Here is a 21,094-nt window from a genome sequence, read left to right as displayed (position 1 = left end):
GCTGTTCAGCTAACGGTTCCCGCTATCAGGGTCCGTAGGGGACTTTCACCCCCAAGTCATCCGGCCAACCACCACGGCGGACCGGATAGCGCCTAATTGGCGCTGCGCGCCATGCCTGGCGCACCACGAAAAAGGGCGGCCAAGCCGCCCTTTTAGTATCACCTGAAGGTGTACGACCTAGCCTTCGAACGGGTTGCGCAGCACGATGGTTTCAATACGATCGGGACCGGTAGAAATGATATCGATGCTGGTGCCTACCTGCTCTTCGAGGAAGCTGATGTATGCACGGGCATTAGCCGGTAAGTCTTCCACCTTCTTAGCGCCCAGCGTGGACTCTTTCCAGCCTGGCAGATCGTGATAGACCGGCTCTACCGCTTCGTAGCCCTCTGAATCCACCGGGTTATCCAGCACGTCGCCATCTTTGCTGCGGTAGCCGACACACACGCGGATATTTTCCAAGCCATCCAGTACGTCCAGCTTGGTCAGGCAGATACCCGATACCGAGTTGATCTGTACCGCGTGACGCAAGGCAACGGCATCAAACCAGCCACAGCGACGCGGGCGGCCCGTAGTAGCACCAAACTCATGGCCACGCTCAGCTAGGTGACGGCCGTGATCGTCAAACAGCTCGGTGGGGAACGGGCCGGAGCCGACACGAGTGGTATAGGCTTTGGTAATACCCAGCACGTAGTCCAGGTAGAGCGGACCGACACCAGAACCAGTCGCCGTACCACCCGCGGTGGTGTTCGAACTGGTCACATAGGGGTAGGTACCGTGGTCGATATCCAGCAGCGAGCCTTGAGCACCCTCAAACAGGATATTCTCACCGGCTTTACGCAGGTCATGAACCATACTGACCGTATCGCTGACCATCGGACGCAGCTCCTCGGCCATTTGCATGGCGCTATCCAGCACTTCCTGGAAGTCTACCGCCGGCTCACCGTGGTAATTCACCAGTACAAAGTTGTGGTAGTCGAGCACTTCACCCAGTTTGGAGGCAAACCGCTCGCGATGAAGCATATCGCCCAAACGCAGGCCGCGACGAGCCACTTTGTCTTCGTACGCCGGGCCAATACCACGACCAGTAGTACCGATTTTGGCAACACCGCGGGCTTTCTCACGCGCTTGGTCTAGGCGCACATGGTAAGGCAGAATCAGCGGGCACGCCGGAGAAAGACGCAGGCGCTCACGCACGGGCACGCCCTTCGCTTCCAACTCGCGGATCTCTTTGATCAGCGCTTCCGGCGAGAGCACAACACCGTTGCCAATCACGCAGGTTTTACCAGGGCGCAGCACGCCTGAAGGAATCAGGTGAAGAACGGTTTTCTCACCGTCGATGACCAGCGTGTGGCCTGCGTTATGGCCGCCTTGGAAGCGCACCACAGCAGAGGCGGATTCGGTGAGCAGGTCAACGATCTTGCCTTTGCCTTCATCACCCCATTGGGTACCCAGGACTACGACATTCTTACCCATTATGCACTCGTCTCTTGTGTCAGGGTCGTTGTCTGCCAACGACCATCGATAAACTCAAGACGGCGGTCACAGCTGTGCTCCGCCGGCCCAGTACGCTGCCCAGGCAGCGCTTGAATTACGCGTTCACCCTGCTCACGCAGCGCCACAATGGCAGCGTTAAGCGACTCTTCTTCTTGGGCAGGAGCCCAAATTGCACCCCGGCTGGGTGAAGCCAGTGCCAGCGATGCCAGTTGTTTCAGGTCCATCGAGAAACCGGTGGCAGGCCGTGCACGGCCAAACGCGCGCCCGGTATCATCATAGCGCCCGCCTTTGGCCAGCGCATGGCCATAACCCGGCACGTAAGCCGCGAACATCATACCGGTGTGGTATTGATAGCCGCGCAGCTCTGCCAGATCAAAATAGAGCGAGACATCAAAGCGCGCCAGAACGCCTTTATAAAGCGCTTCTAGCTGGTCGAGGGCTGCAGTTACAGGCGCAGGCGCACCTGCAAAGCGCTCGCGGGCCTGGGCCAACACACTGGCATCGCCATGTAACTCACCCAAGGCCATCAGCATATCGGCCAGCACAGGATCGCTCACACTGTCGTTCACTTGCTCTGCTAGCTGACCCGGTGATTTTAACGCCAAGGCCTCAAATAGCGCACGCTCTTGCTCATCGCTGAGTGCAGCGGCCTCTACAAGGCTACGGTAAATACCAATGTGGCCCAACGCCAGGTGAATTTCATCAGCGCCCGCCGCATGCAGACTTGCTAATGCTAAGTGGATAATTTCACTATCAGCCTCTAAGCCTGCATGACCAAACAGCTCCACACCAACCTGTACGGGGCTTCGGCCGCCCTGATGCTGGTCGGCCTTTGCGCGCAGCACATTGGTGCAGTAACACAGACGCACCGGGCCTTGGCGTTTTAGGGAGTGAGCATCCATACGCGCAACTTGAGGCGTCACATCGGCAGATGCGCCCATCATGCGGCCCGTCAGTTGGTCGGTAAGCTTGAACGTTTGAAGGTCGAGGTCTGTGCCGGTACCTGTCAGCAAGGAGTCCAAAAACTCCACCGGCGGCGGCATTACTTGGTCGTAGCCCCAGCAATGGTAAAGATCAAGCAGCGCACGGCGCAGCTCTTCCATGCGGCTTGCCTGAGGCGGCAGCACCTCATCCATGCCGTCGGGCAATAGCCAGCGGTCAGCGATGGTCATGTGAACAATCCTGCGAGACGATGAAGGCCCCTTCTGACGACACCACCAACAGCCTCACAAGGCGCTGCGTGGAAACGTTCACGAAACGAGGGCCACAAAAAAACCGGGCGACGCCCGGTAGATAAAGTCTATCACGTTTATGCGCTAGATGAACCCCGCCAAGCACACCGCTTGACGGGGTTCCGCGCCATTACTCAGCGCTATTAGGCACTGCGCTACGCAGATAGCGGAAGAAGTCGCTATCCGGCTCAAGCACCAGCAGGTTGCCATCGCCAGAGAAGCTTTCACGATAGGCGTTTAGACTGCGCCAGAAAGCGAAAAACTCCTGATCCTGGCCGTAAGCCTGGGAGAAGATCGCAGCTGCCTCGGCGTCACCTTCACCACGCAGGGTTTCGGCGCGCTCGTTAGCTTGAGCAAGCAGAACCTGACGGCGGCGATCGGCGTTAGCACGAATACGCTCAGCTTCTTCTTGACCCTGGGCGCGCCACTCACGGGCTTCACGCTCCCGCTCTGAACGCATACGCTCGAACACAGCGGCAGAGACATCTTCCGGCAGGTCGATACGCTTGATACGGATATCGCGAATCGCCACGCCGAGCTCTTCACGCATCAGCTCGTCAAGCTCTGCTGTCGGGCCTGTCATTAGGTCATCACGGCGCTCGGCAATGATTTCCTGAAGGTTCAAGCGACCAAACTCGTTACGCAGACTCTCATCGACGCGTGGCTGAATCAGGCGAATCGCCATCATCTCATCACCTGCGGTCGCCTCGTAGTAGCGAGTGGGGTTAATCACTTGCCACTTTACGTAGGAGTCTACGATTACCGCTTTCTGCTCAAGGGTCAGGTAACGGCTGGTATCGGTATCCAGTGTCAGCAAACGCGTGTCAAATTTACGAATTGTCTGAGCAATCGGAATTTTGGCATGCAGGCCCGGCTGAATATTCTCTTCGATGACTTCACCAAAACGCAGCTTCACCGCACGCTCGGTTTCATCCACTACGTATAGGCTGTTACTTGCTAGCCACGCCACGGCGGCCAAGCCACCTACGATAAGCAGGGATCGATTATTAATCATTTAGCGGCCCTCCCTGCGGATAGGGTTATTACTAGACGACGATGAGGAGCTGCTTTGGCTGCCCCGCAGCGACTCCAGCACGCGCGGATCAATCGCATCGCTGCTGCTATCGCCACTGCTATCAGTCGTTGAACTGCTGTCACTACCACTGTTACCGCGCATCTGGTCTAGCGGCAGGTACATCAGCGGAGCATTTTCGCTCACATCCAACAGCACCTTGGGCGTGCTACCAAACACTTCTTCAATTGCATCCAGATACATACGTTCACGCATGACCTCTGGCGCATTACGGTACTCAGTTAACAGCGCATTAAAACGGTTGGCTTGACCTTGCGCTTCAGCGACTACCGACTCCCGGTAACCCTGCCCCTGCTCTACAACACGCTGAGCTTGGCCTTGTGCAGCTGGGATGATCGCGTTGGCATAAGCCATACCTTCGTTGATGGTCCGCTGGCGATCTTCGCGAGCACGAATAACATCATCAAAGGCATCAATAACCGGTGCAGGTGCAGATGTTGATTCAATGTTGATGGTTTGCAGACGAATACCGGCACCATAGGCATCTAAGTATGCTTGCAGACGGCTCGCCACCGAGCTACCCAAAATCTCACGACCAGAGGTCAGGATATCAATCATATCCGTACCACCGACCACATGACGCAGTGCAGAATCCAGCGCATTCTCAATAGAGAGAGCGGGATTACGTACGTTAAGTACAAAGTCACGCGGGTTGGCGACTTGGTACTGCGCAGAGATTTCCACTTCAACGATGTTCTCGTCGCGAGTCAGCATGGACTGGGTCTGAGAGACGGAACGAACGCGTGTTACGTTTACCATGCGCACATCATCAATCAGCGGTGGATTCCACTGCAGGCCTGGCTCAACAATGCCTTGGTACTCACCAAAGCGCAGTACAACCCCACGCTCAGACTGGTCAACCAAGTAAAAGCCTGAGGCAGCCCAAATGGCAAGCGCAACAATAATCAAGAGGCCCGGCAACGCAAAGGAATTGCGAGGTTTACCGCCCCCGCTTTTACCATTACCGCCCCCGCCACTTTTCTTATTGCCGCCGCCAAGCATGCCGTTCAGCTTGTCTTGGAATTTTTTCAGCGCTTCGTCAAGATCGGGTGGCCCTTGATTGTTGCCACCTTTATTGCCGTTATTGCCACCACCATTGCTCCCACCGCGATCGCCGCCGCTGTTACCACGTCGACCACCACCACTCCAGGGGTCGTGCTGGTTGCCACCACCGGGCTCATTCCAGGCCATACTTCGTCTCCACTAAGGTGTTCACCTGCACTTTGCCTTGTGCTTATGCAAGGCCGGGTGCTTTTGATATTGTTGCTATATCAATCGTGTACCACAACTCCACAGTCAATGACTGTGGAGTAGGTACTTGATGGGCTACCATTCGTCAGATTCGCGTAATGCTTCTGGTAAATAGGTATTGGCACGCTCACCCAGTTGAGCCATCAACTGGTTAAAGTCGCGCCTGGGCAAGCGCACATCCAACACGGAGCGCCCTTGCTCATCAAAACTCTCTTCGCGTACGGCGTTAAGCTCATGCAAGCCAGCGCGTAACTTACCCTGCTCTGGTGACAGTGTAAGCGAAAAACCAATCACGTCATTGGCAAGGCGCTCGGTCAAAGCTTCATGCAATAGATCAAGCCCGTGGCCCTGCTGAGCAGACAGCCAAACTACCTCTGGCACGCCATGGCCGTCGCGCTCAATGCGCGGGGCGCTGTCTAGCTTGTCGATTTTATTCATGACTTTGAGCACCGGCACGCTGTCAGCACCGATCTCTTTGAGCACATTATCGACTTGCTCAACGTTTAGCTCTCGGTCTGGGTCAGCTGCATCGATGACATGCACCAGCAAAGTTGCCTCGGCCGCTTCTTGCAGCGTCGCCTGAAAGGCCTCCACCAGCTTATGCGGCAAATGGCGAATAAAACCAACCGTATCCGCCATAACAACGGGCCCAACGTCTTCGATTTCAAGCCGACGGAGCGTTGGATCCAGGGTAGCAAACAGTTGATCAGCCGCATAAACCTCAGCGCTGGTCAACGCGTTAAACAGCGTCGACTTACCCGCGTTGGTATAACCCACCAGCGAAACACTGTGGATCTCCGCCCGAGCCCGAGCACGCCGATTCTGCTCGCGCTGGCTGCGTACTTTATCGAGCCGTTTATGAATAGATTTAATGCGGCCGCGCAGCAGCCGTCGGTCAGTCTCTAGCTGGGTTTCGCCAGGACCGCGCAGGCCAATGCCGCCTTTTTGGCGCTCAAGGTGTGTCCAGCCGCGAATCAGGCGTGTGGACATATACTCAAGCTGGGCAAGCTCTACTTGCAGCTTACCTTCATGTGTTCGTGCCCGCTGCGCAAAAATATCGAGAATCAGACCGGTGCGATCCAAGACACGACACTTGAGTTCCTTCTCAAGGTTACGCTGCTGGGAAGGGCTTAAACTGTGGTTGAAGATCACCAGTTCCGCTTGATGAGCTGCGAGCATTGCCCGCAGCTCATCCAACTTACCTGACCCAATAAACGTACGGGAATCAGGGCGCTGTCGGCTGGCTGTGAGCAATGTCGCGGGCTCTGCGCCAGCAGAGCGCACGAGCTCCAAGAACTCACCCGGGTCTTCACGCGCCTGCTCATCATAGAAATCTACGTGAACAAGAACTGCCGTTTCACCGGCTTCTGGGCGTTCAAAAAACAATCAATACCTCGTGGACTCTCTTGCTATCCAGCAGTGTTAGAGTTCAGCATCAGATGCTGAAGGGTCTTGTGCCGGCAAACGCACATTGCGTGAAGGCACTACCGTGGAAATAGCGTGTTTATAAACCATCTGACTGACGGTATTGCGCAACAAGATGACAAACTGGTCAAACGATTCAATCTGGCCCTGCAGCTTAATGCCGTTTACCAGGAAAATAGAGACCGGAATGCGCTCCTTGCGCAAGATGTTCAGGTACGGGTCTTGAAGGGACTGCCCTTTGGACATGTTGCTCTCCCTAAAACTGTCGTTGGGGTTGGTTATCAAATGGCGTGCCCTACTGGTGCTACGCCGCAATCTTGTTGCCCGAAAGGCCCGGTGTGTCAAAAGCGCTCGCCGGCCACTCGAAATCACTATCTTACGCTAAGCACCGCTGTCACGCACGAATTTCAGAAGCTTATCCAATGCGTCTGGCTGCTGCGAGTCTATCCAGTTAAGTGACGGCCAGCTACGCAACCAAGTGAGCTGACGCTTCGCTAGCTGCCGAGTGGCAATGACCCCTCGTGACACCAGCTCGCCCTGATCGTAAGCGCCGTCTAAATATTCCCATACTTGACGGTAGCCAACACTCTTCATCGATGGCAAGCCAAGATGAATATCATTACGCTTTCTGAGGGCGGCCACCTCATCTATCAAGCCCTCACCCAACATTGTTTCAAAACGTTGGGCAATACGTTGATGAAGTATCTTACGATCATTAGGCGCTAGCGCTATCGACAACACCCGCCACGGAAAGGTTTCAGGCTGCTGTTCGGCCCACAGTTCACTCATGGGTCGACCGCTGGCGTAAAACACTTCCAAAGCCCGCATTAACCGCTGGGGGTCATTAGGATGAATACGCGCCGCCGAAGTCGGGTCCACTTCAGCGAGTGCGCGATGCAAGCCCGCTAAGCCTTCGGCTTGTCGCTTCACTTCAAGCTGTTCACGAATAGCGGCATCCGCAGAAGGCAGGTTCGCGACACCTTCCACTAAGCGTTTAAAGTAAAGCATTGTGCCGCCTACCAGCAGCGGCACTTTCCCAGCCGCGCTGATTTGCCGCATCTCTTGCAGGGCGTCTTCACGAAAATCTGCCGCGGAGTAAGGGTCGGCAGGGTCGCGAATATCAATAAGCCGATGGGGTGCCCGCGCAAGCTCCTCAGCGCTGGGCTTAGCGCTGCCCACATCCATTCCCCGGTAGACCATGGCGGAATCCACGCTGATGAGCTCGTGACCTAACTGCTCGTGGAGCGCTATTGCCGCGTCGGTTTTTCCAGCGGCAGTAGGCCCCATCAAAAATATCGCCCAGGGGCGTGTATCAGCCATCTGTTTACCGCACTCCGTTTATTGTCTTCATCATTACTGGCCACGTAAAAAAAGTCGGTCGAGCGCTTGCATGCTCATTTGCGTCCAAGTAGGGCGACCGTGATTGCACTGATCGCTGCGCTCGGTGCGTTCCATATCGCGCAACAGGGCATTCATTTCATCGAGCGTTAAACGACGATTGGCACGCACGCTGCCATGGCACGCCATGGTAGACAGCAACTCATGAATACGCGCCTCTACCTGATGCGTACGGCCAAATCGAGCTAGCTCTTCAAGCATTTCACGCACCAGCGCTTCAGGGTCGGCCTGAGCCAGCAGAGCGGGCAGTTGGCGCACCAGCAGCGTCTCGGGGCCTGCCACATCCAACTCAACGCCTAGCTGAGCAATAGCGTCACGTTCGCTCTCTGCAGTAGCCACTTCGCTGCGACTCGCCGCTAGCGATACGGGCACTAACAGCGGCTGCGTATCGATCCCTTTAGCCGCCGCCAGTTGGTTTTTCATGCGTTCATATACGATCCGCTCATGAGCCGCATGCATATCGACCAACACCAACCCCTGGGCGTTTTGAGCCAGGATATACACGCCATGCAACTGGCCTAACGCAAAGCCCAGCGGCGGTGCCGCGGTGGCATCGTGGGCAGGCATAGCAAGCGGCGCTTCGCGCACTTCGTTAGCAACTGGGCGCTGGCCGGGCGGGCTTGGTTGAGGCGTTAACAGCGTCTCTTCGTGATCAGGATGAAGAGCCTGATACCCCTGCATAAAACGGCGCACGCGCTCGGCGCCGGGGTGCCGATCCGACCCTTCCGATAGCGGCATGCCCTGCTGTTGCCAGCGCGGCTCAGGCTGCTCTACCTCGGTAGACACTGTGGGCTCAACCACTTCATTGGCTTGAGTGTCTGACGCCGCTGGCTCCTCTTCGGCGGGCTTGGAGGCCGCCAGGCAGTGGTGCAGGCTGGAGTAGAGGAAATCGTGCACCATGCGTCCATCGCGGAAGCGCACTTCATGTTTGGTGGGATGAACGTTGACATCAACCACGTCGGGGTCAAGCTCAAGATAAAGCACAAAGACCGGATGACGGCCGTTATACAACACGTCCCGGTAGGCTTGACGCACCGCATGGGCCACTAAGCGGTCACGCACGACTCGGCCATTCACGAAAAAGTACTGCTGGTCTGCCTGAGAGCGGGAATGGGTTGGAAGACCTACCCAGCCGCTTAGGCGCAGGCCGCCTGCTTCGCGCTCGATATAGCGGGCGTGTTCGATAAAGTTCTTGCCCAGCAGGGAGGCAATACGGCGCTCGCGCGCAGTGGGCGTATTGCCCGGCGGCAGCTGGTGCACCACTTTTTGATTGTGCCTCAGTACCCAGGCAATGTCGTAGCGCGACAGCGCTTGACGACGAAACGCCTCTTCCACGTGGGCAAACTCGGTCTTTTCAGTGCGCAAGAACTTGCGCCGCGCTGGCGTATTAAAAAACAGATCGCGCACAGAAACACTGGTGCCTCGGGGGTGCGGCGCGGGCGTTACCCTGGCCTCCATGCCACGGCCCTCCGCCACTACCCGCCACCCCTGGCGGGGGTCTTCGTCAGCATTAGAGACTAGCTCTAGGCGCGAGACGGAGCTGATAGATGCTAGTGCCTCGCCGCGGAAACCCAGCGAACTAACGCCTTCTAGATCCTCCAGGCTGCTGATTTTGCTGGTGGCATGGCGGGCCAGCGCCAGCGGCAAGTCCTGCTCGCCAATACCGATGCCATCGTCGCGCACTTTAATCAGCCGGGCACCGCCCTGCTCGATCTCTACTTCAATACGCTGACTGCCCGCATCAATGGCGTTCTCAATCAGCTCTTTTGTCACTGACGAGGGGCGCTCGACCACCTCCCCCGCCGCGATTTGGTTCGCTAAGCGGGGGTCGAGCACATGAATACGGCCAGACAGCGAGCTTAATTCAGTCAACCAACACCTCAGAAGCTAATCATCAAAACGATTTTTTAAGCACCCGTTTCTAGCCCAGACGCTTAAACAACGGCTTAAGAACTGGGGATACGCAGCACCTGACCCACACGGATAACATCGCCATTCAGGTCGTTCGCTTGCTTTAGCTGGCTCACCGGTACGCCGTGGCGAATCGCAATCGCCGATAGCGTATCGCCGGACTGAATGCGGTACTCGTTTCCGGTAGGGCTACGCTGATTATCGCGCTGCCACGCCAGCAGGCTCGCTGGGGGCGGGTTACGCTGAAAATGATTGCGCAAGCCACTGAAAATGGCCGTTGCTAGCCCCTGCTGATGCACCGGGTCGCGCAGGCGGCGCTCTTCATCTGGGTTTGAGATAAAGCCCACTTCAATCAGTAGCGAGGGAATATCCGGCGATTTCAGCACCATGAAGCCCGCCTGCTCTACCCGCGATTTATGCAACCGGTTCACGCGCCCAAGTTGCTCAAGCACCTGCCCGCCAATCGAGAGCGAGTCGTTGAGCGTAACCGTCATGGTGAGATCCAGCAGCACCCCGCGCAATACTTGGTCTTTATCACGCAGCGACAAACTGCCATCGACGCCACCAATCAAGTCGGAGCGGTTCTCGCTATCCGCCAGCCACTGAGCCGTTTCTGACGTTGCCCCCCGCTGTGAAAGCGCATAAACCGAGCTACCCTGGGGCCTTGGACTGGTAAACGCATCGGCATGTACCGATACAAAGAAGTCAGCTTTCTGCTCGCGGGCAAGCTGAGTACGCTGGCGTAAACCCAAATAATAGTCACCGTCACGAATCAACACAGCTTTGAAGCCTTGGGTTCGATTCACCTCAGCAGCCAGCCGTCGGGCGATATCCAACACCACATCCTTTTCACGAGTACCCGATGGGCCAATCGCACCGGGATCTTCGCCGCCGTGCCCCGCATCAACAGCAATAATTATGTCACGCTGTGGGTGAGGCTGAGCGGGCTGAACCTCGACGGGAGGCTGCGCGGGCGTAGGTGTAGAAACGTCAGCTTCCACACCGGTCAACTGGGCCTGAGCCGAGCGCTGCGCCAGCATCTCCTGGTCACGAATCATCGCCTCAATAGGGTCGATAGGGTTCTCCACAGCGCTTTCGCCAGGGTACTCCAAATCCACCACAAGACGGTGGCCATACTGATCATTAGGCGGTAGCGTAAAGTGGCGCGGCTCAATATCACGATTCAACTCAAGCACGACCCGCAGGCCACCACCATCCCGCACGCCGGTTCGCACTTCCGCAATCGCACTGCCATCTAGCGGCAGTGTTGATACGTCGGTATTCAGCTGGCTCTCATCAAGATCAATGACTAGGCGCGATGGGTTTTCTAATGAAAACACATTGGCCTCTGCGGCAGCGGTAAGATCAAACACCAAACGAGCATGATCGGGTGCTGCCCAGAGTCGCATGCTCTCAACGGTGGCCGCCTGCAGAGTAGCGGTACCTACCAATAAAACCGCGCAGCCAGTTGCTAACTGACCTATTAAACGAGCCAGTGGGCTTTTCATATCCATTGAATCACACCACACTCCTGTTGCATCCCGACACACTGACGCGCCAGTTGCTCTATGACATCTTCGCCAAGAGAACTACCGGCGTTTAATAGCGCGACGCGTCCAGTTTCAGCAACGCTCAGTTGAATACGCAGATCTGGGGCGGGCAACCAGCCCTCCCCTCGGCTCGGCCACTCAATCAGACATAGCGCATCGTCGGCCAGCACATCGCGTCCACCGATGAACTCCAGCTCTTCCGGGTCTGCTAGGCGATACAAATCAAGGTGATAAATACGTTGATTGCCAAGCTCATAAGGCTCTACCAAGGTGTAGGTGGGGCTTTTCACCGCCCCTTGATAACCGTAGGCCCGCAAAATGCCGCGCGTTAAGGTCGTTTTACCTGCCCCTAAGTCGCCTTCTAAATAAACACGCCCGTGACCTTTTAGCGCTTGACCCAGCGCTTCGCCAAAAGCGACGTGGGCCGCTTCATCGTTCAATTGCACCTGCATGTTGGCCGCCTTCACGGGTTAATTAACACTCGTGCATAGGATGCCAGATCACTTGCTAACAGGCCACGCTCGCCCGCTGCTTTAGCGGCTTCATCCCCCGCTAAAGCGTGTGTCATCACACCCAGCCATGCGCTCTGCTCCAGGCTATTAAACTGCCCCACCAAAGCGCCTAACATACCGCTTAATACATCTCCCATCCCGCCACTCGCCATGCCTGGATTCCCGTAAGGGCAAACCACCAATCCGCTCGGCCCGGCAATCAGGCTGCCTGCTCCTTTCAATATCACTATACCGCCACGAGCGCGTTGCAATGCACGGGCAGCCTCAGGCCGGTCGGCTTGGACATCAGACACAGAGCACCCCAGCAGCCTTGCTGCCTCACCAGGATGAGGCATGAGTATCCAGTTATCCCGGCGGAGGTCTGGCCAGCGGCTTGCCAACAGGTTGAGCGCATCGGCATCCACTACCAGCGGTGAAGAAGCCTTAAGCGCGCTTTGAAACATCGCCTGCCCCCAGGACTCTTGCCCAAGCCCTGGCCCAATCACCACCACATCCGCTGAGGCAGGCAAATCTGCCGCATCAGCACCACCACGCACCGCCCGCGCCATGACTTCTGGGCAGCGCACTAGGCTTGCGGTGATATGTTCGTGTGCCGTGGCCAACGTTACCTTACCGGCACCCAAGCGTGCAGCCGCCTGGGAAGCCAGCAGCGCTGCGCCACCAAAGCCCGGCGCACCGCCCATCACCAGCACATGCCCCAAGCTGCCCTTATGGCTAGTACGAGAACGTGGAGTGAAAGCCTCGCCTAGCAGCGCATCATCCAGCCGCCAAGCGGTAGGTGGAATATCAAAAAATGCCTGGGCTTTGACGCCCAGCGGGCGAAAATCGATATCGCCGGTATACGCCGGGGCATCACCGGTATGCAGACCAATTTTGTCGCCAATAAAGGTTACCGTGCAGGTGGCTTCCACTGCTGTGCCTAACATCGCGCCAGTATCGGCTGAAATACCCGACGGGATATCCAGCGCCAGCACTGGCTGAGATGCCGTATTCATCGCTTTAATGGCCTGCTTAATGCTGCCTTCGACCTCGCCGGAAAGTCCGGTACCCAGCAACGCATCGACAATGACCTCACCGGCAAGCGTAGTGTGCGGGTGCCACTCTTCAAACCCTACCCCGGCGGCCGTTGCCAGCTCCGCGGCACGGGCAACGTCGCCAGAAAGCGCGTCTCGCGGCTTGAGGGAAAGGCGCTGCACCTTAAGCCCCGACTGCATGGCCAGCGCCGCCAATACATGCCCATCGCCGCCGTTATTACCGCCGCCGCAAAGCACCGTGACACTGCGCGCCTGAGGCCAGCGGGAACGAAAGCTGTGCCAAGCGCTAGAGGCGGCTCGCTGCATTAGGGCAAAGCTCTCTATACCGCCTGCAATGGTGCGCTGATCCAGCTCGCGCACTTGAGACGCCTTATAAAGGGGGCGTAGCGAAGAGGTACTCAACGTAGACACGATTGCTCCTTAAATAGGGTACTAAATCAACGCTTAAACACAGCCAGTGTCAGCTTAGGCACGCACGGCATGTTGTGGCAGAGGCTAATGCGTTAGCATAGCGCGCTTAACGCACCACCGTTGACTGACCATGCCAAGTTCCACGACTTTTTCACTGTCTCGCAACCAGCCGTCGCGTGAACACCCGACTCACGAACGGCTATCCGCAGAACAGCTTCGCCAGCTTGCCGCACTGATTAAACAGTGGGGGCGCGAGCTGGGCTTTCAGCAGGTGGGTATCACTGACACTGATCTAAACGACCACGAATCGCACCTCACCAACTGGCTGGATAAAGGCTACCACGGCGAGATGGGCTTTATGGCGAAGCACGGCACCAAACGCACGCGACCTGACGAACTGGAACCCGGCACCCGCCGGGTCATCAGCGTGCGCATGGACTACCTGCCCGCCGAAGTAGAGAGTGCCAAGGTGCTTGGCCAACCCAGCCGTGCCTATGTCTCCCGCTACGCGCTGGGCCGTGATTATCATAAATTAATGCGCAAACGCTTGGCGCAGTTAGCAAAGCACATCGAGCAAGAAGTAGGAAAATTTGGTTTTCGCGCCTTCGTCGACTCCGCCCCGGTGATGGAGCGTGCGCTCGCCCAAAAAGCAGGCTTAGGGTGGTTCGGTAAAAACGCCATGTTGCTGAATCCCAAAGCGGGCTCGCTATTCTTTCTTGGGGAGCTGTATACCGACCTACCACTGCCTGTCGATGCTCCTTTTGCGCAAGAGCATTGCGGCAGCTGTAGCGCTTGCCGCACCGCTTGTCCCACAGGGGCCATCGTGGACGATAAGGTCGTCGATTCGCGCAAGTGCATCTCTTATCTCACCATTGAGCTGCACGGCGCGATTCCCGTGGAGTACCGTCGCGCCATGGGCAATCGCGTGTATGGCTGCGATGACTGTCAGCTCGTTTGCCCGTTCACGCGCTTCACAAAAATCACCCAAGAAGAGGACTTCTCCCCACGCCACGACCTTGACCGCGCATCGCTTATTGCGCTGTTTAGCTGGGGCGAAGAGGAATTTTTGGACAAAACCGCAGGCAGCCCCATTCGCCGCATTGGCTATGAGCGCTGGCTACGTAATCTTGCCGTCGGGTTAGGCAATGCTCCGTGGAGTGATGCCGTCGAGGCAGCGCTGTGGGCACGTCGTGCCTATCCCAGCGCGCTAGTACGCGAACACGTTGCCTGGGCGCTCGACGAGCAGCGCCATAAGCGAGATGCGCGTATCGCGACACGCGCATGAGGGCTACTCCTCTTCGTCGCCACCACCTTCAATACGCAAAAACGTGCTGCGGTAATGGGCAAGCTCCGCAATCGACTCCTTGATATCATCCATCGCCAAGTGGGCATTTTGTTTCTTGAAGCCCGCCAGCGCACCGGGGTTCCAGCGCTTCGCCAGCTCTTTAACCGTGGACACATCTAAATTGCGATAGTGAAAGAACGCCCACAAGTCGGGCATTTCCCGCTCCAAGAAGCGGCGGTCTTGATGAATACTGTTGCCGCACATCGGCGAAGAGCCCGCCACCACGTACTGGCGTAAAAAATCGAGAGTTTGGCGCTCGGCTTCTTTAGTTTCGATGGTGCTCGCTTTCACCCGCGCCACCAGCCCAGACTCACCGTGAGTTTTCTGGTTCCAATCGTCCATTCCGGCCAAGAGGCTATCGGGCTGTTTGACGGCGATCACTGGGCCTTCTGCCACGACATTCAACTGAGCATCGGTGATGAGTGTCGCCACCTCGATAATGCGCTCTTTATCCGGCTCCAGGCCGGTCATTTCCAAATCAATCCATACCAACAGGTCGCTACGCGGTGCGCCGCTTTGCTCGCTCATTGCATTCACTCCTTGGCCAGTTTCGCCCTGACATCGGCGAATAAAGTAAAAGTGTCGCTTATATTGCGCTAACCCGCACCCCATACAGGACAGTTGACCGCCCTGGTGGGTACAATGACGTCTATTGTAACGATCATCAGGTGGTCATGAGCAAACGTAAATTAAGCCGCCAGCAGCAGTGGCGAGTCGAGAAGATTCAAGCCGAACGCGCCCAGCGCGCTGAAAAGCGCGATTCCAAGGATACCGAAAAGCTCTCTGCAGGCGAATACGGCCCAGAGCAGCCGGGTCGAGTGATGGCCCACTTTGGCCGTACGCTGGAAGTGCGTGACGCCGACGGCACACCTATACGCTGCCACCTGCGCGCCAACCTTGATGGCTTGGTAACCGGCGACCGAGTGATCTGGCGGGCAGGCCAGGATGGCTCTGGCGTGGTGGTTGCCCGTGAAGAGCGCGACAGTATTTTGAAGCGCCCTGACCCACGCGGCCAGCTTAAGCCGGTAGCCGCTAATATTGATCAGCTGCTGATTGTATTCGCCGTCGAGCCTGCACCCCACCCCAACCTGATTGACCGCTATCTGGTAGCCGCTGAAGCTACCGGCATCGCGCCTGTGCTGGTGCTGAATAAAACCGATTTACTGCCAGACGATGGCGGCGAACTCGGTCAGCTGCTGGAGCGCTATCACCAGCTAGGCTATCCGGTGGTACGCACCACCACGGCCAACCCCGAAGGGCTGGATAAGTTGCGCCAGCAGCTCGCGGGCCGCACCTCGGTATTCGTCGGCCAAAGTGGCGTGGGGAAATCATCGCTGATTGACCTACTACTGCCCGACGAAACCCTGCGTATTGGCGCGCTATCGGAAGATTCGCGTAAAGGCACGCACACGACGACCACAGCGCGTCTCTATGCCATGCGCAGCGACGAAGTAAGCAATGGCGAACTTATCGACTCGCCCGGCATTCGCGAGTTTGGCCTGATCCATCTGGACGAGCAGGAAGTGACCGATGGTTTCATCGAGTTCCACCCCTATTTGGGCCTTTGCCGCTTCCGGGACTGCCGCCACCGCAATGAGCCGGGCTGCGCTTTACTGGACGCCGTCGAGGCAGGCAAGATTCATCCAGAGCGTTTCGCCAGCTATCGACGTATTCTCGATAGCTTGAATCCGCAGTGACGAACCTACAATGACCAGGGCAACACCGCCGTTAGCCTCGTTGCAGTTGTCTTAATGTTAAGGGAGCCGGATATGAGCACCGCCAGCCACTCATCAGAACACAATCTATTGCCACTCATCGTGGAGCCGGAGCAGTTACAAGAGCACTTACAGGCGCCTGAACTGCTGATTATCGATGTGCCCGCCAATGGCGAAAGCTACCGTCAGGGCCACGTTCCCGGCGCCATTTATCTGGATTTTCGCTACTTGATGCGCGGCGAAGGCCCAGTGCCGAACGACGTGCCGTCGGTGGAGTTTCTCTCCAAGTTATTCAGCGCGCTGGGATTAACCCGCGACACCCATGTAGTGGCTTACGACGACGAAGGCGGCGGCTGGGCAGCTCGCCTGCTCTGGACACTGGAGCTGATCGGCCACACCCGCTACTCCTATCTAAACGGCGGCATTCACGCCTGGCGCGACGCAGGCCTGGAAGAGAGCACTGAGCCCACCGCGCCAACGCCAAGCGAATACCACGCTGAGATTCTCAACCCTAGTGCCGCCATTACTTGCGATGAGATCAAAGAGAAGCTCAGCAACAAACAGTTTGCCATTTGGGACGCCCGCTCCAAAGCGGAGTACGACGGCGAACGCGGCAACAACAAACACTTGGGACATATTCCTGGTGCAGTGAACATGGATTGGCTAGACGCCATGGATCGCAGCCGGGCGCTGAGAATCCGCGACTACGCCGAGCTCATGACCGAACTTAATGCCCTAGGGCTCACTCCCGATAAGGAAATTGCCACCCACTGCCAAAGCCACCACCGCAGCAGCTTTACTTGGCTTGTAGGTAAAGCGCTAGGCTTTAATATACGCGGCTACGCGGGTTCCTGGGGTGAATGGGGCAACCGCGACGATACACCCATCGAGAAATGAAGATATTACTGTGACCCTCTCCCAAAAAGCCTTTTCACTACTTCAATACCCCTTGCCTCAACACGCGCTGTCGCGCCTGACGGGTAAGTTTGCCCAGTGCGATAACCCCTGGGTGAAAGACACCCTGATTAAAGCGTTTATCAAGCGCTTTAAGGTGGATATGAGCCAGGCGCTGGAGCCAGACCCCACCGCCTACGCCACATTCAACGACTTTTTTACCCGCGCGCTGAAAGCGGATGCTCGCCCACTGGGCGAAGGTCTACTGAGCCCTGCGGATGGCACGCTTTCACAGTTTGGCCGCCTCACCACGGCGGGCAAACTGGTGCAGGCAAAAGGGCATACGTTTTCCGTCCAAACCCTGCTGGGCGGCGACAAAGCGTTAGCTGATGAGTTTTTGAACGGCAGCTTCGCGACGGTTTATCTCTCGCCAAGCGACTACCACCGCGTGCATATGCCAGTGACCGGCACGCTGCGGGAAATGATCTACGTGCCGGGGCGACTCTTTTCGGTCAACCAAGCCACCGCCAACTACGTGCCCGGCTTGTTCGCCCGCAATGAGCGTTTGGTGTGCATCTTTGATACCGAGCACGGCCCTATGGCGATGGTGCTGGTCGGCGCCATGATTGTGGCCGCCATTGAAACCGTCTGGTCTGGGCAAGTAACACCGCTGTCGGGCCACCCTCAGCGCATGCGCTTCGGGCAGCCGATTGTGCTGGAGAAAGGTGCTGAGATGGGCCGCTTCAAGCTCGGCTCCACCGTCGTGTTGTGTTTCGCTAAACCCGTGGCGTTTGGCAACCACGCGCTAGGGGCAACAGTGCAAATGGGGCAGAGCCTCGCTATCCCAACGCCCTGAGCCAGGCTGGCCGCGTTGTTAGCAGTTAGTCGTCGAAAACGCCAAGACCTCTTCCAGGCGCGTTTTACCCAGCGCTAATTGGATCAAACGATCCAGCCCCAGCGCCACGCCGGAAGAGGCTGGCAGCCCCTGTTCTAGCGCTGCCAGTAGATGAGCATCGACATCTACTTCAGGTAGCCCCAACCGGCGACGCTCGGCATTATCTGCATCGAAACGCTGGCGCTGCTCCTCGGCATCGGTCAACTCATCGTAGCCATTGGCGAGCTCGATACCGTTCAGGTATAGCTCAAAGCGAGAGGCCACCCATTCGCCATCGGCATCCTGATGACGTCGCGCCAGCGCCGCTTGGCTCGCAGGATAGTCAACGACTACGCTAAGCTCCTGTTGCCCTAAGGTTGGCTCGATAACCATTCCCATGAGCAGATCCAGGCAAGTATCGCGCCCCTCCTCGGCTAGCGCTTGGGCCGACATATTGCCCCGCTCTGCTGCTAGCGCCCGCAGCGTGACCAGCGACGTGGTGAACGGGTCTACCTCCAAGTGGCGATGAAAGAGTTCGCGATAACGGTAGTACACCACCGGGCCAGGTGACTGGGGCAATACGTGCTCCACCAGCGCCGTTGTCTCCTCTATCAACTGCGCCAGCGTGAAACCAGGGCGGTACCACTCCAGCATGGTGAATTCGATATTGTGCCGAGCCCCCACTTCGCCATCACGAAAGCTTTTTGCCAGCTGAAAAATGGGGCCGCTGTCGGCCGCCAGCAGTCGCTTCATATGAAACTCAGGCGAGGTTTGCAGCCATAGCTTGCGCTGACCTTTATCGGTGCGGGCAAGCGACGATAGCGACACTAGATGCACGTCGGTGCTGCCCCCTTGGCCGAGCACTGGCGTCTCCACCTCCCATATGCCCCGAGCAGCAAAAAAGGCGCGCACCGTCGCGATCAAACGTGCGCGCTCGCGCAAGGTGCCCATCGTTGCCGTTGGCTGCCAGTTCAGTGTCATTCCCTTCTCCCTAACAACATAAAGCCACGCAACAGTATCGCGTGGCTTTATGAACGAAATGCTTAAGCGACTATGTCTGCCGCTTTTATCATCGCGCGGTTAAGCGCGTGATACGTACTCACCAGAACGGGTGTCGATTTTCAGCACTTCACCCTGATTGATGAACAGCGGCACGCGAACCACAGCACCCGAAGATAGCGTAGCAGGCTTAGAACCACCCTGCGCCGTATCGCCTTTTAGGCCCGGGTCAGTCTCTACGACTTCCAGCTCGATGAAATTAGGCGGCGTTACGGAAATGGCCTTATCGTTCCACAAGGTAAGAATGTAAGGTACCTGCTCTTTTAGCCACTTGACGGTATCACCCAGCGCTTTTTTCTCTACCGCATACTGCTCAAACGAGCCGTCGGTCTTCATGAAGTACCACATATCACCGTCGGTATAGAGGTACTCCATTTCCAGATCCATGACGTCAGCGCCTTCTAAAGAGTCGCCAGACTTGAAGGTTTTCTCACCCACACGGCCTGTCATCAGGTTGCGCAGCTTCACGCGGTTGAACGCCTGGCCTTTACCCGGCTTCACCAGCTCGTTCTCAACGATCGAACAGGGGTCGCCGTCGAGCATTACTTTCAAACCTGCTTTGAATTCGTTGGTAGAATAGTTCGCCATAATGCCTCTCAATGGTCTGTTTCAATTGTCTATGTCGTACGTGCGGCGATCTGCCAGCCACTTACGTTACCGTCAGTTGCGTCATTGCGAATAGCAACGCCGCTAAGTGCGCGCATGATAACCCGAAGGAGGGCTTTTTGCAGGAGAACATCATTATCGCTGGTCACCACGCCCATGCCCAGGTTTCGACCTCCTGGCAGCAGCAGCTTTCTCATGCGATTCGTGATCCCGACACGCTCTGCCAACGCCTTGGTTTAGACGCCCAATGGCTGCCCGGAGCGCAGGCCGGACATCGTCTGTTCGATATTTGCGTGCCCGACGCTTACCTTGCCCGCATTAAGCCCAACGACCCTAATGACCCGCTGTTGCGTCAAGTGCTGCCTATAGGCGATGAAACACTGGCCTCACCGGGCTACGTCACAGACCCGTTAGAGGAAGCCGACCACCGCCCCGTCAAAGGGCTGATCCATAAATATGCAAACCGGGTACTTCTGATAGCAAGCCCAGCCTGCGCAATCAACTGCCGCTACTGCTTTCGCCGCCATTTTCCTTATAGCGAGAACTCGCCTTCCCGCGCCCAGTGGCAGGAAGCCCTGGACTACCTACGTGCCGACACTTCGATTCACGAAGCCATCCTATCAGGAGGCGACCCCTTTGCCGCCAGCGACCGGCAGCTGGCGTGGCTGGTCGAACAGCTAGAGAGCATTCCTCACCTAAAACGGCTGCGCATTCACACCCGCTTGCCCGTGGTCATTCCCGACCGTGTGGATGAAGGCCTGCTAAGCTGGTTAGGCAGCACCCGCTTACAAAAAGTCGTCGTGCTGCATATCAACCACGCCAATGAGATCGACCAAGCCGTGGTGGATGCCTGCACGCGCTTAAAACAGGCAGGCGTCACGCTGCTAAACCAGAGCGTTCTATTACGGGACATTAACGACAACGTGCCTACCCTCGCAGCCCTCTCGGAACGGCTGTTTGAAGCAGGCGTGCTGCCCTACTACCTCCACGTACTCGACCCAGTTCAGGGCGCCGCGCACTTTGACGTGCCTGACAAAGAGGCGCAAGCGCTCATACAAGCACTATTGGAACACTTACCCGGCTTTCTCATGCCACGGCTGGTGCGTGAAGTGCCAGGTAAGATGAGCAAGACGCCTTTGTGATCCCGATGATCTTAAGAAAGTCAGGGCATACGACAACGCCAAGTGCCGTTATCTATGGCACTTAGCTATTTATCCTAGCTCTTTGAAAGAAGCATCAGGGCGCTTCCCCAAAGCTTGATTGACTGCTTTAACGCTCAGCCGCATGGCA

19 protein-coding genes are annotated in these 21,094 nt (G+C 57.0%); 5 read left to right on the top strand and 14 right to left on the bottom strand.

Going from position 1 to position 21,094, the window contains the following annotated elements:
* Nucleotides 1-177 precede the first annotated feature (177 nt).
* From L1249_RS10170 to L1249_RS10120, 11 genes are all read right to left on the bottom strand, one after another.
* On the bottom strand, nt 178-1,473 hold the full coding sequence (locus L1249_RS10170; protein ID WP_044629100.1) for an adenylosuccinate synthase: 1,296 nt from the start codon (nt 1,471-1,473) through the stop codon (nt 178-180).
* Complete coding sequence (locus L1249_RS10165; protein WP_044629099.1) at nt 1,473-2,666, bottom strand: ATP phosphoribosyltransferase regulatory subunit; 1,194 nt, start codon at nt 2,664-2,666, stop codon at nt 1,473-1,475. Before L1249_RS10165 ends, L1249_RS10170 begins: the two co-directional genes overlap by 1 nt.
* Nucleotides 2,667-2,856: 190 nt before the next feature.
* Nucleotides 2,857-3,741, bottom strand: coding sequence for a protease modulator HflC (hflC, locus tag L1249_RS10160; RefSeq protein WP_044629098.1), 885 nt, complete (start codon nt 3,739-3,741; stop codon nt 2,857-2,859).
* Nucleotides 3,742-5,010, bottom strand: coding sequence for an FtsH protease activity modulator HflK (hflK, locus tag L1249_RS10155; protein ID WP_044629097.1), 1,269 nt, complete (start codon nt 5,008-5,010; stop codon nt 3,742-3,744).
* A 135-nt stretch (nt 5,011-5,145) separates the two neighbouring features.
* On the bottom strand, nt 5,146-6,456 hold the full coding sequence (gene hflX / locus L1249_RS10150; protein ID WP_044629096.1) for a ribosome rescue GTPase HflX: 1,311 nt from the start codon (nt 6,454-6,456) through the stop codon (nt 5,146-5,148).
* 36 nt (nt 6,457-6,492) lie between these two features.
* A complete protein-coding gene (hfq, locus tag L1249_RS10145) occupies nt 6,493-6,741 on the bottom strand; it encodes an RNA chaperone Hfq (RefSeq protein WP_044629095.1) in 249 nt (82 codons plus the stop codon).
* A 135-nt stretch (nt 6,742-6,876) separates the two neighbouring features.
* The gene (gene miaA, locus L1249_RS10140) at nt 6,877-7,815 is read right to left on the bottom strand and encodes a tRNA (adenosine(37)-N6)-dimethylallyltransferase MiaA (RefSeq protein WP_058576422.1); all 939 of its coding nucleotides are present in this window, start codon (nt 7,813-7,815) and stop codon (nt 6,877-6,879) included.
* Between the two features lie 33 nt (nt 7,816-7,848).
* A complete protein-coding gene (gene mutL, locus L1249_RS10135) occupies nt 7,849-9,765 on the bottom strand; it encodes a DNA mismatch repair endonuclease MutL (RefSeq protein ID WP_235253553.1) in 1,917 nt (638 codons plus the stop codon).
* Nucleotides 9,766-9,839: 74 nt separating this feature from the next.
* The gene (locus L1249_RS10130; protein WP_442908426.1) at nt 9,840-11,318 is read right to left on the bottom strand and encodes an N-acetylmuramoyl-L-alanine amidase; all 1,479 of its coding nucleotides are present in this window, start codon (nt 11,316-11,318) and stop codon (nt 9,840-9,842) included.
* Nucleotides 11,309-11,806: a tRNA (adenosine(37)-N6)-threonylcarbamoyltransferase complex ATPase subunit type 1 TsaE gene (gene tsaE, locus L1249_RS10125; RefSeq protein ID WP_058576419.1), complete on the bottom strand. Its 498-nt coding sequence runs from the start codon at nt 11,804-11,806 to the stop codon at nt 11,309-11,311. The genes L1249_RS10130 and tsaE overlap by 10 nt, the downstream gene beginning before the upstream one ends.
* 11 nt (nt 11,807-11,817) lie before the next feature.
* On the bottom strand, nt 11,818-13,311 hold the full coding sequence (locus L1249_RS10120) for a bifunctional ADP-dependent NAD(P)H-hydrate dehydratase/NAD(P)H-hydrate epimerase (protein WP_058576418.1): 1,494 nt from the start codon (nt 13,309-13,311) through the stop codon (nt 11,818-11,820).
* Nucleotides 13,312-13,441: 130 nt separating this feature from the next.
* On the opposite strand from L1249_RS10120, the gene queG reads away from it, so the two are divergent.
* Entirely contained in the window at nt 13,442-14,596 is a 1,155-nt protein-coding gene (gene queG, locus L1249_RS10115; RefSeq protein WP_084812726.1) for a tRNA epoxyqueuosine(34) reductase QueG, read from the top strand.
* A 3-nt stretch (nt 14,597-14,599) separates the two neighbouring features.
* Here queG and orn read toward each other — a convergent pair whose 3' ends face one another.
* Nucleotides 14,600-15,184: an oligoribonuclease gene (gene orn, locus L1249_RS10110; RefSeq protein WP_128082392.1), complete on the bottom strand. Its 585-nt coding sequence runs from the start codon at nt 15,182-15,184 to the stop codon at nt 14,600-14,602.
* A gap of 146 nt (nt 15,185-15,330) precedes the next feature.
* Between orn and rsgA the strand changes: the two genes are divergently transcribed.
* The 3 genes from rsgA (at nt 15,331) to asd (ending at nt 18,121) form a co-directional block, all read left to right on the top strand.
* Nucleotides 15,331-16,353 carry a small ribosomal subunit biogenesis GTPase RsgA gene (gene rsgA, locus L1249_RS10105; protein ID WP_062361218.1) on the top strand — a complete coding sequence of 341 codons (1,023 nt, stop codon included), beginning with the start codon at nt 15,331-15,333 and terminating at the stop codon, nt 16,351-16,353.
* Nucleotides 16,354-16,425: 72 nt separating this feature from the next.
* Nucleotides 16,426-17,268 (top strand): sulfurtransferase, encoded by an 843-nt coding sequence (locus L1249_RS10100; protein ID WP_074210443.1) that lies wholly within the window; start codon nt 16,426-16,428, stop codon nt 17,266-17,268.
* A 10-nt stretch (nt 17,269-17,278) separates the two neighbouring features.
* Nucleotides 17,279-18,121: an archaetidylserine decarboxylase gene (asd, locus tag L1249_RS10095; RefSeq protein WP_137093441.1), complete on the top strand. Its 843-nt coding sequence runs from the start codon at nt 17,279-17,281 to the stop codon at nt 18,119-18,121.
* Between the two features lie 18 nt (nt 18,122-18,139).
* On the opposite strand, the gene epmA is transcribed toward asd, so the two are convergent.
* Both epmA and efp read right to left on the bottom strand, forming a co-directional pair.
* Nucleotides 18,140-19,120, bottom strand: a complete 981-nt coding sequence (gene epmA / locus L1249_RS10090) for an EF-P lysine aminoacylase EpmA (protein ID WP_228168657.1) — start codon at nt 19,118-19,120, stop codon at nt 18,140-18,142.
* A gap of 99 nt (nt 19,121-19,219) precedes the next feature.
* Nucleotides 19,220-19,786, bottom strand: a complete 567-nt coding sequence (gene efp / locus L1249_RS10085) for an elongation factor P (protein ID WP_054641005.1) — start codon at nt 19,784-19,786, stop codon at nt 19,220-19,222.
* A 137-nt stretch (nt 19,787-19,923) separates the two neighbouring features.
* Between efp and epmB the strand changes: the two genes are divergently transcribed.
* Nucleotides 19,924-20,946 carry an EF-P beta-lysylation protein EpmB gene (gene epmB, locus L1249_RS10080; protein ID WP_137093446.1) on the top strand — a complete coding sequence of 341 codons (1,023 nt, stop codon included), beginning with the start codon at nt 19,924-19,926 and terminating at the stop codon, nt 20,944-20,946.
* The last annotated feature ends 148 nt before the right edge of the window (nt 20,947-21,094 follow it).

Origin of the sequence: Halomonas sp. Cn5-12 (genome assembly GCF_021532545.1) — a bacterium.
In the GTDB taxonomy this organism is placed as follows: domain Bacteria; phylum Pseudomonadota; class Gammaproteobacteria; order Pseudomonadales; family Halomonadaceae; genus Vreelandella; species Vreelandella aquamarina.
The sequence above is the reverse complement of the archived record's forward strand: the minus strand, read 5'-3'. Positions and strand labels throughout refer to the sequence as shown.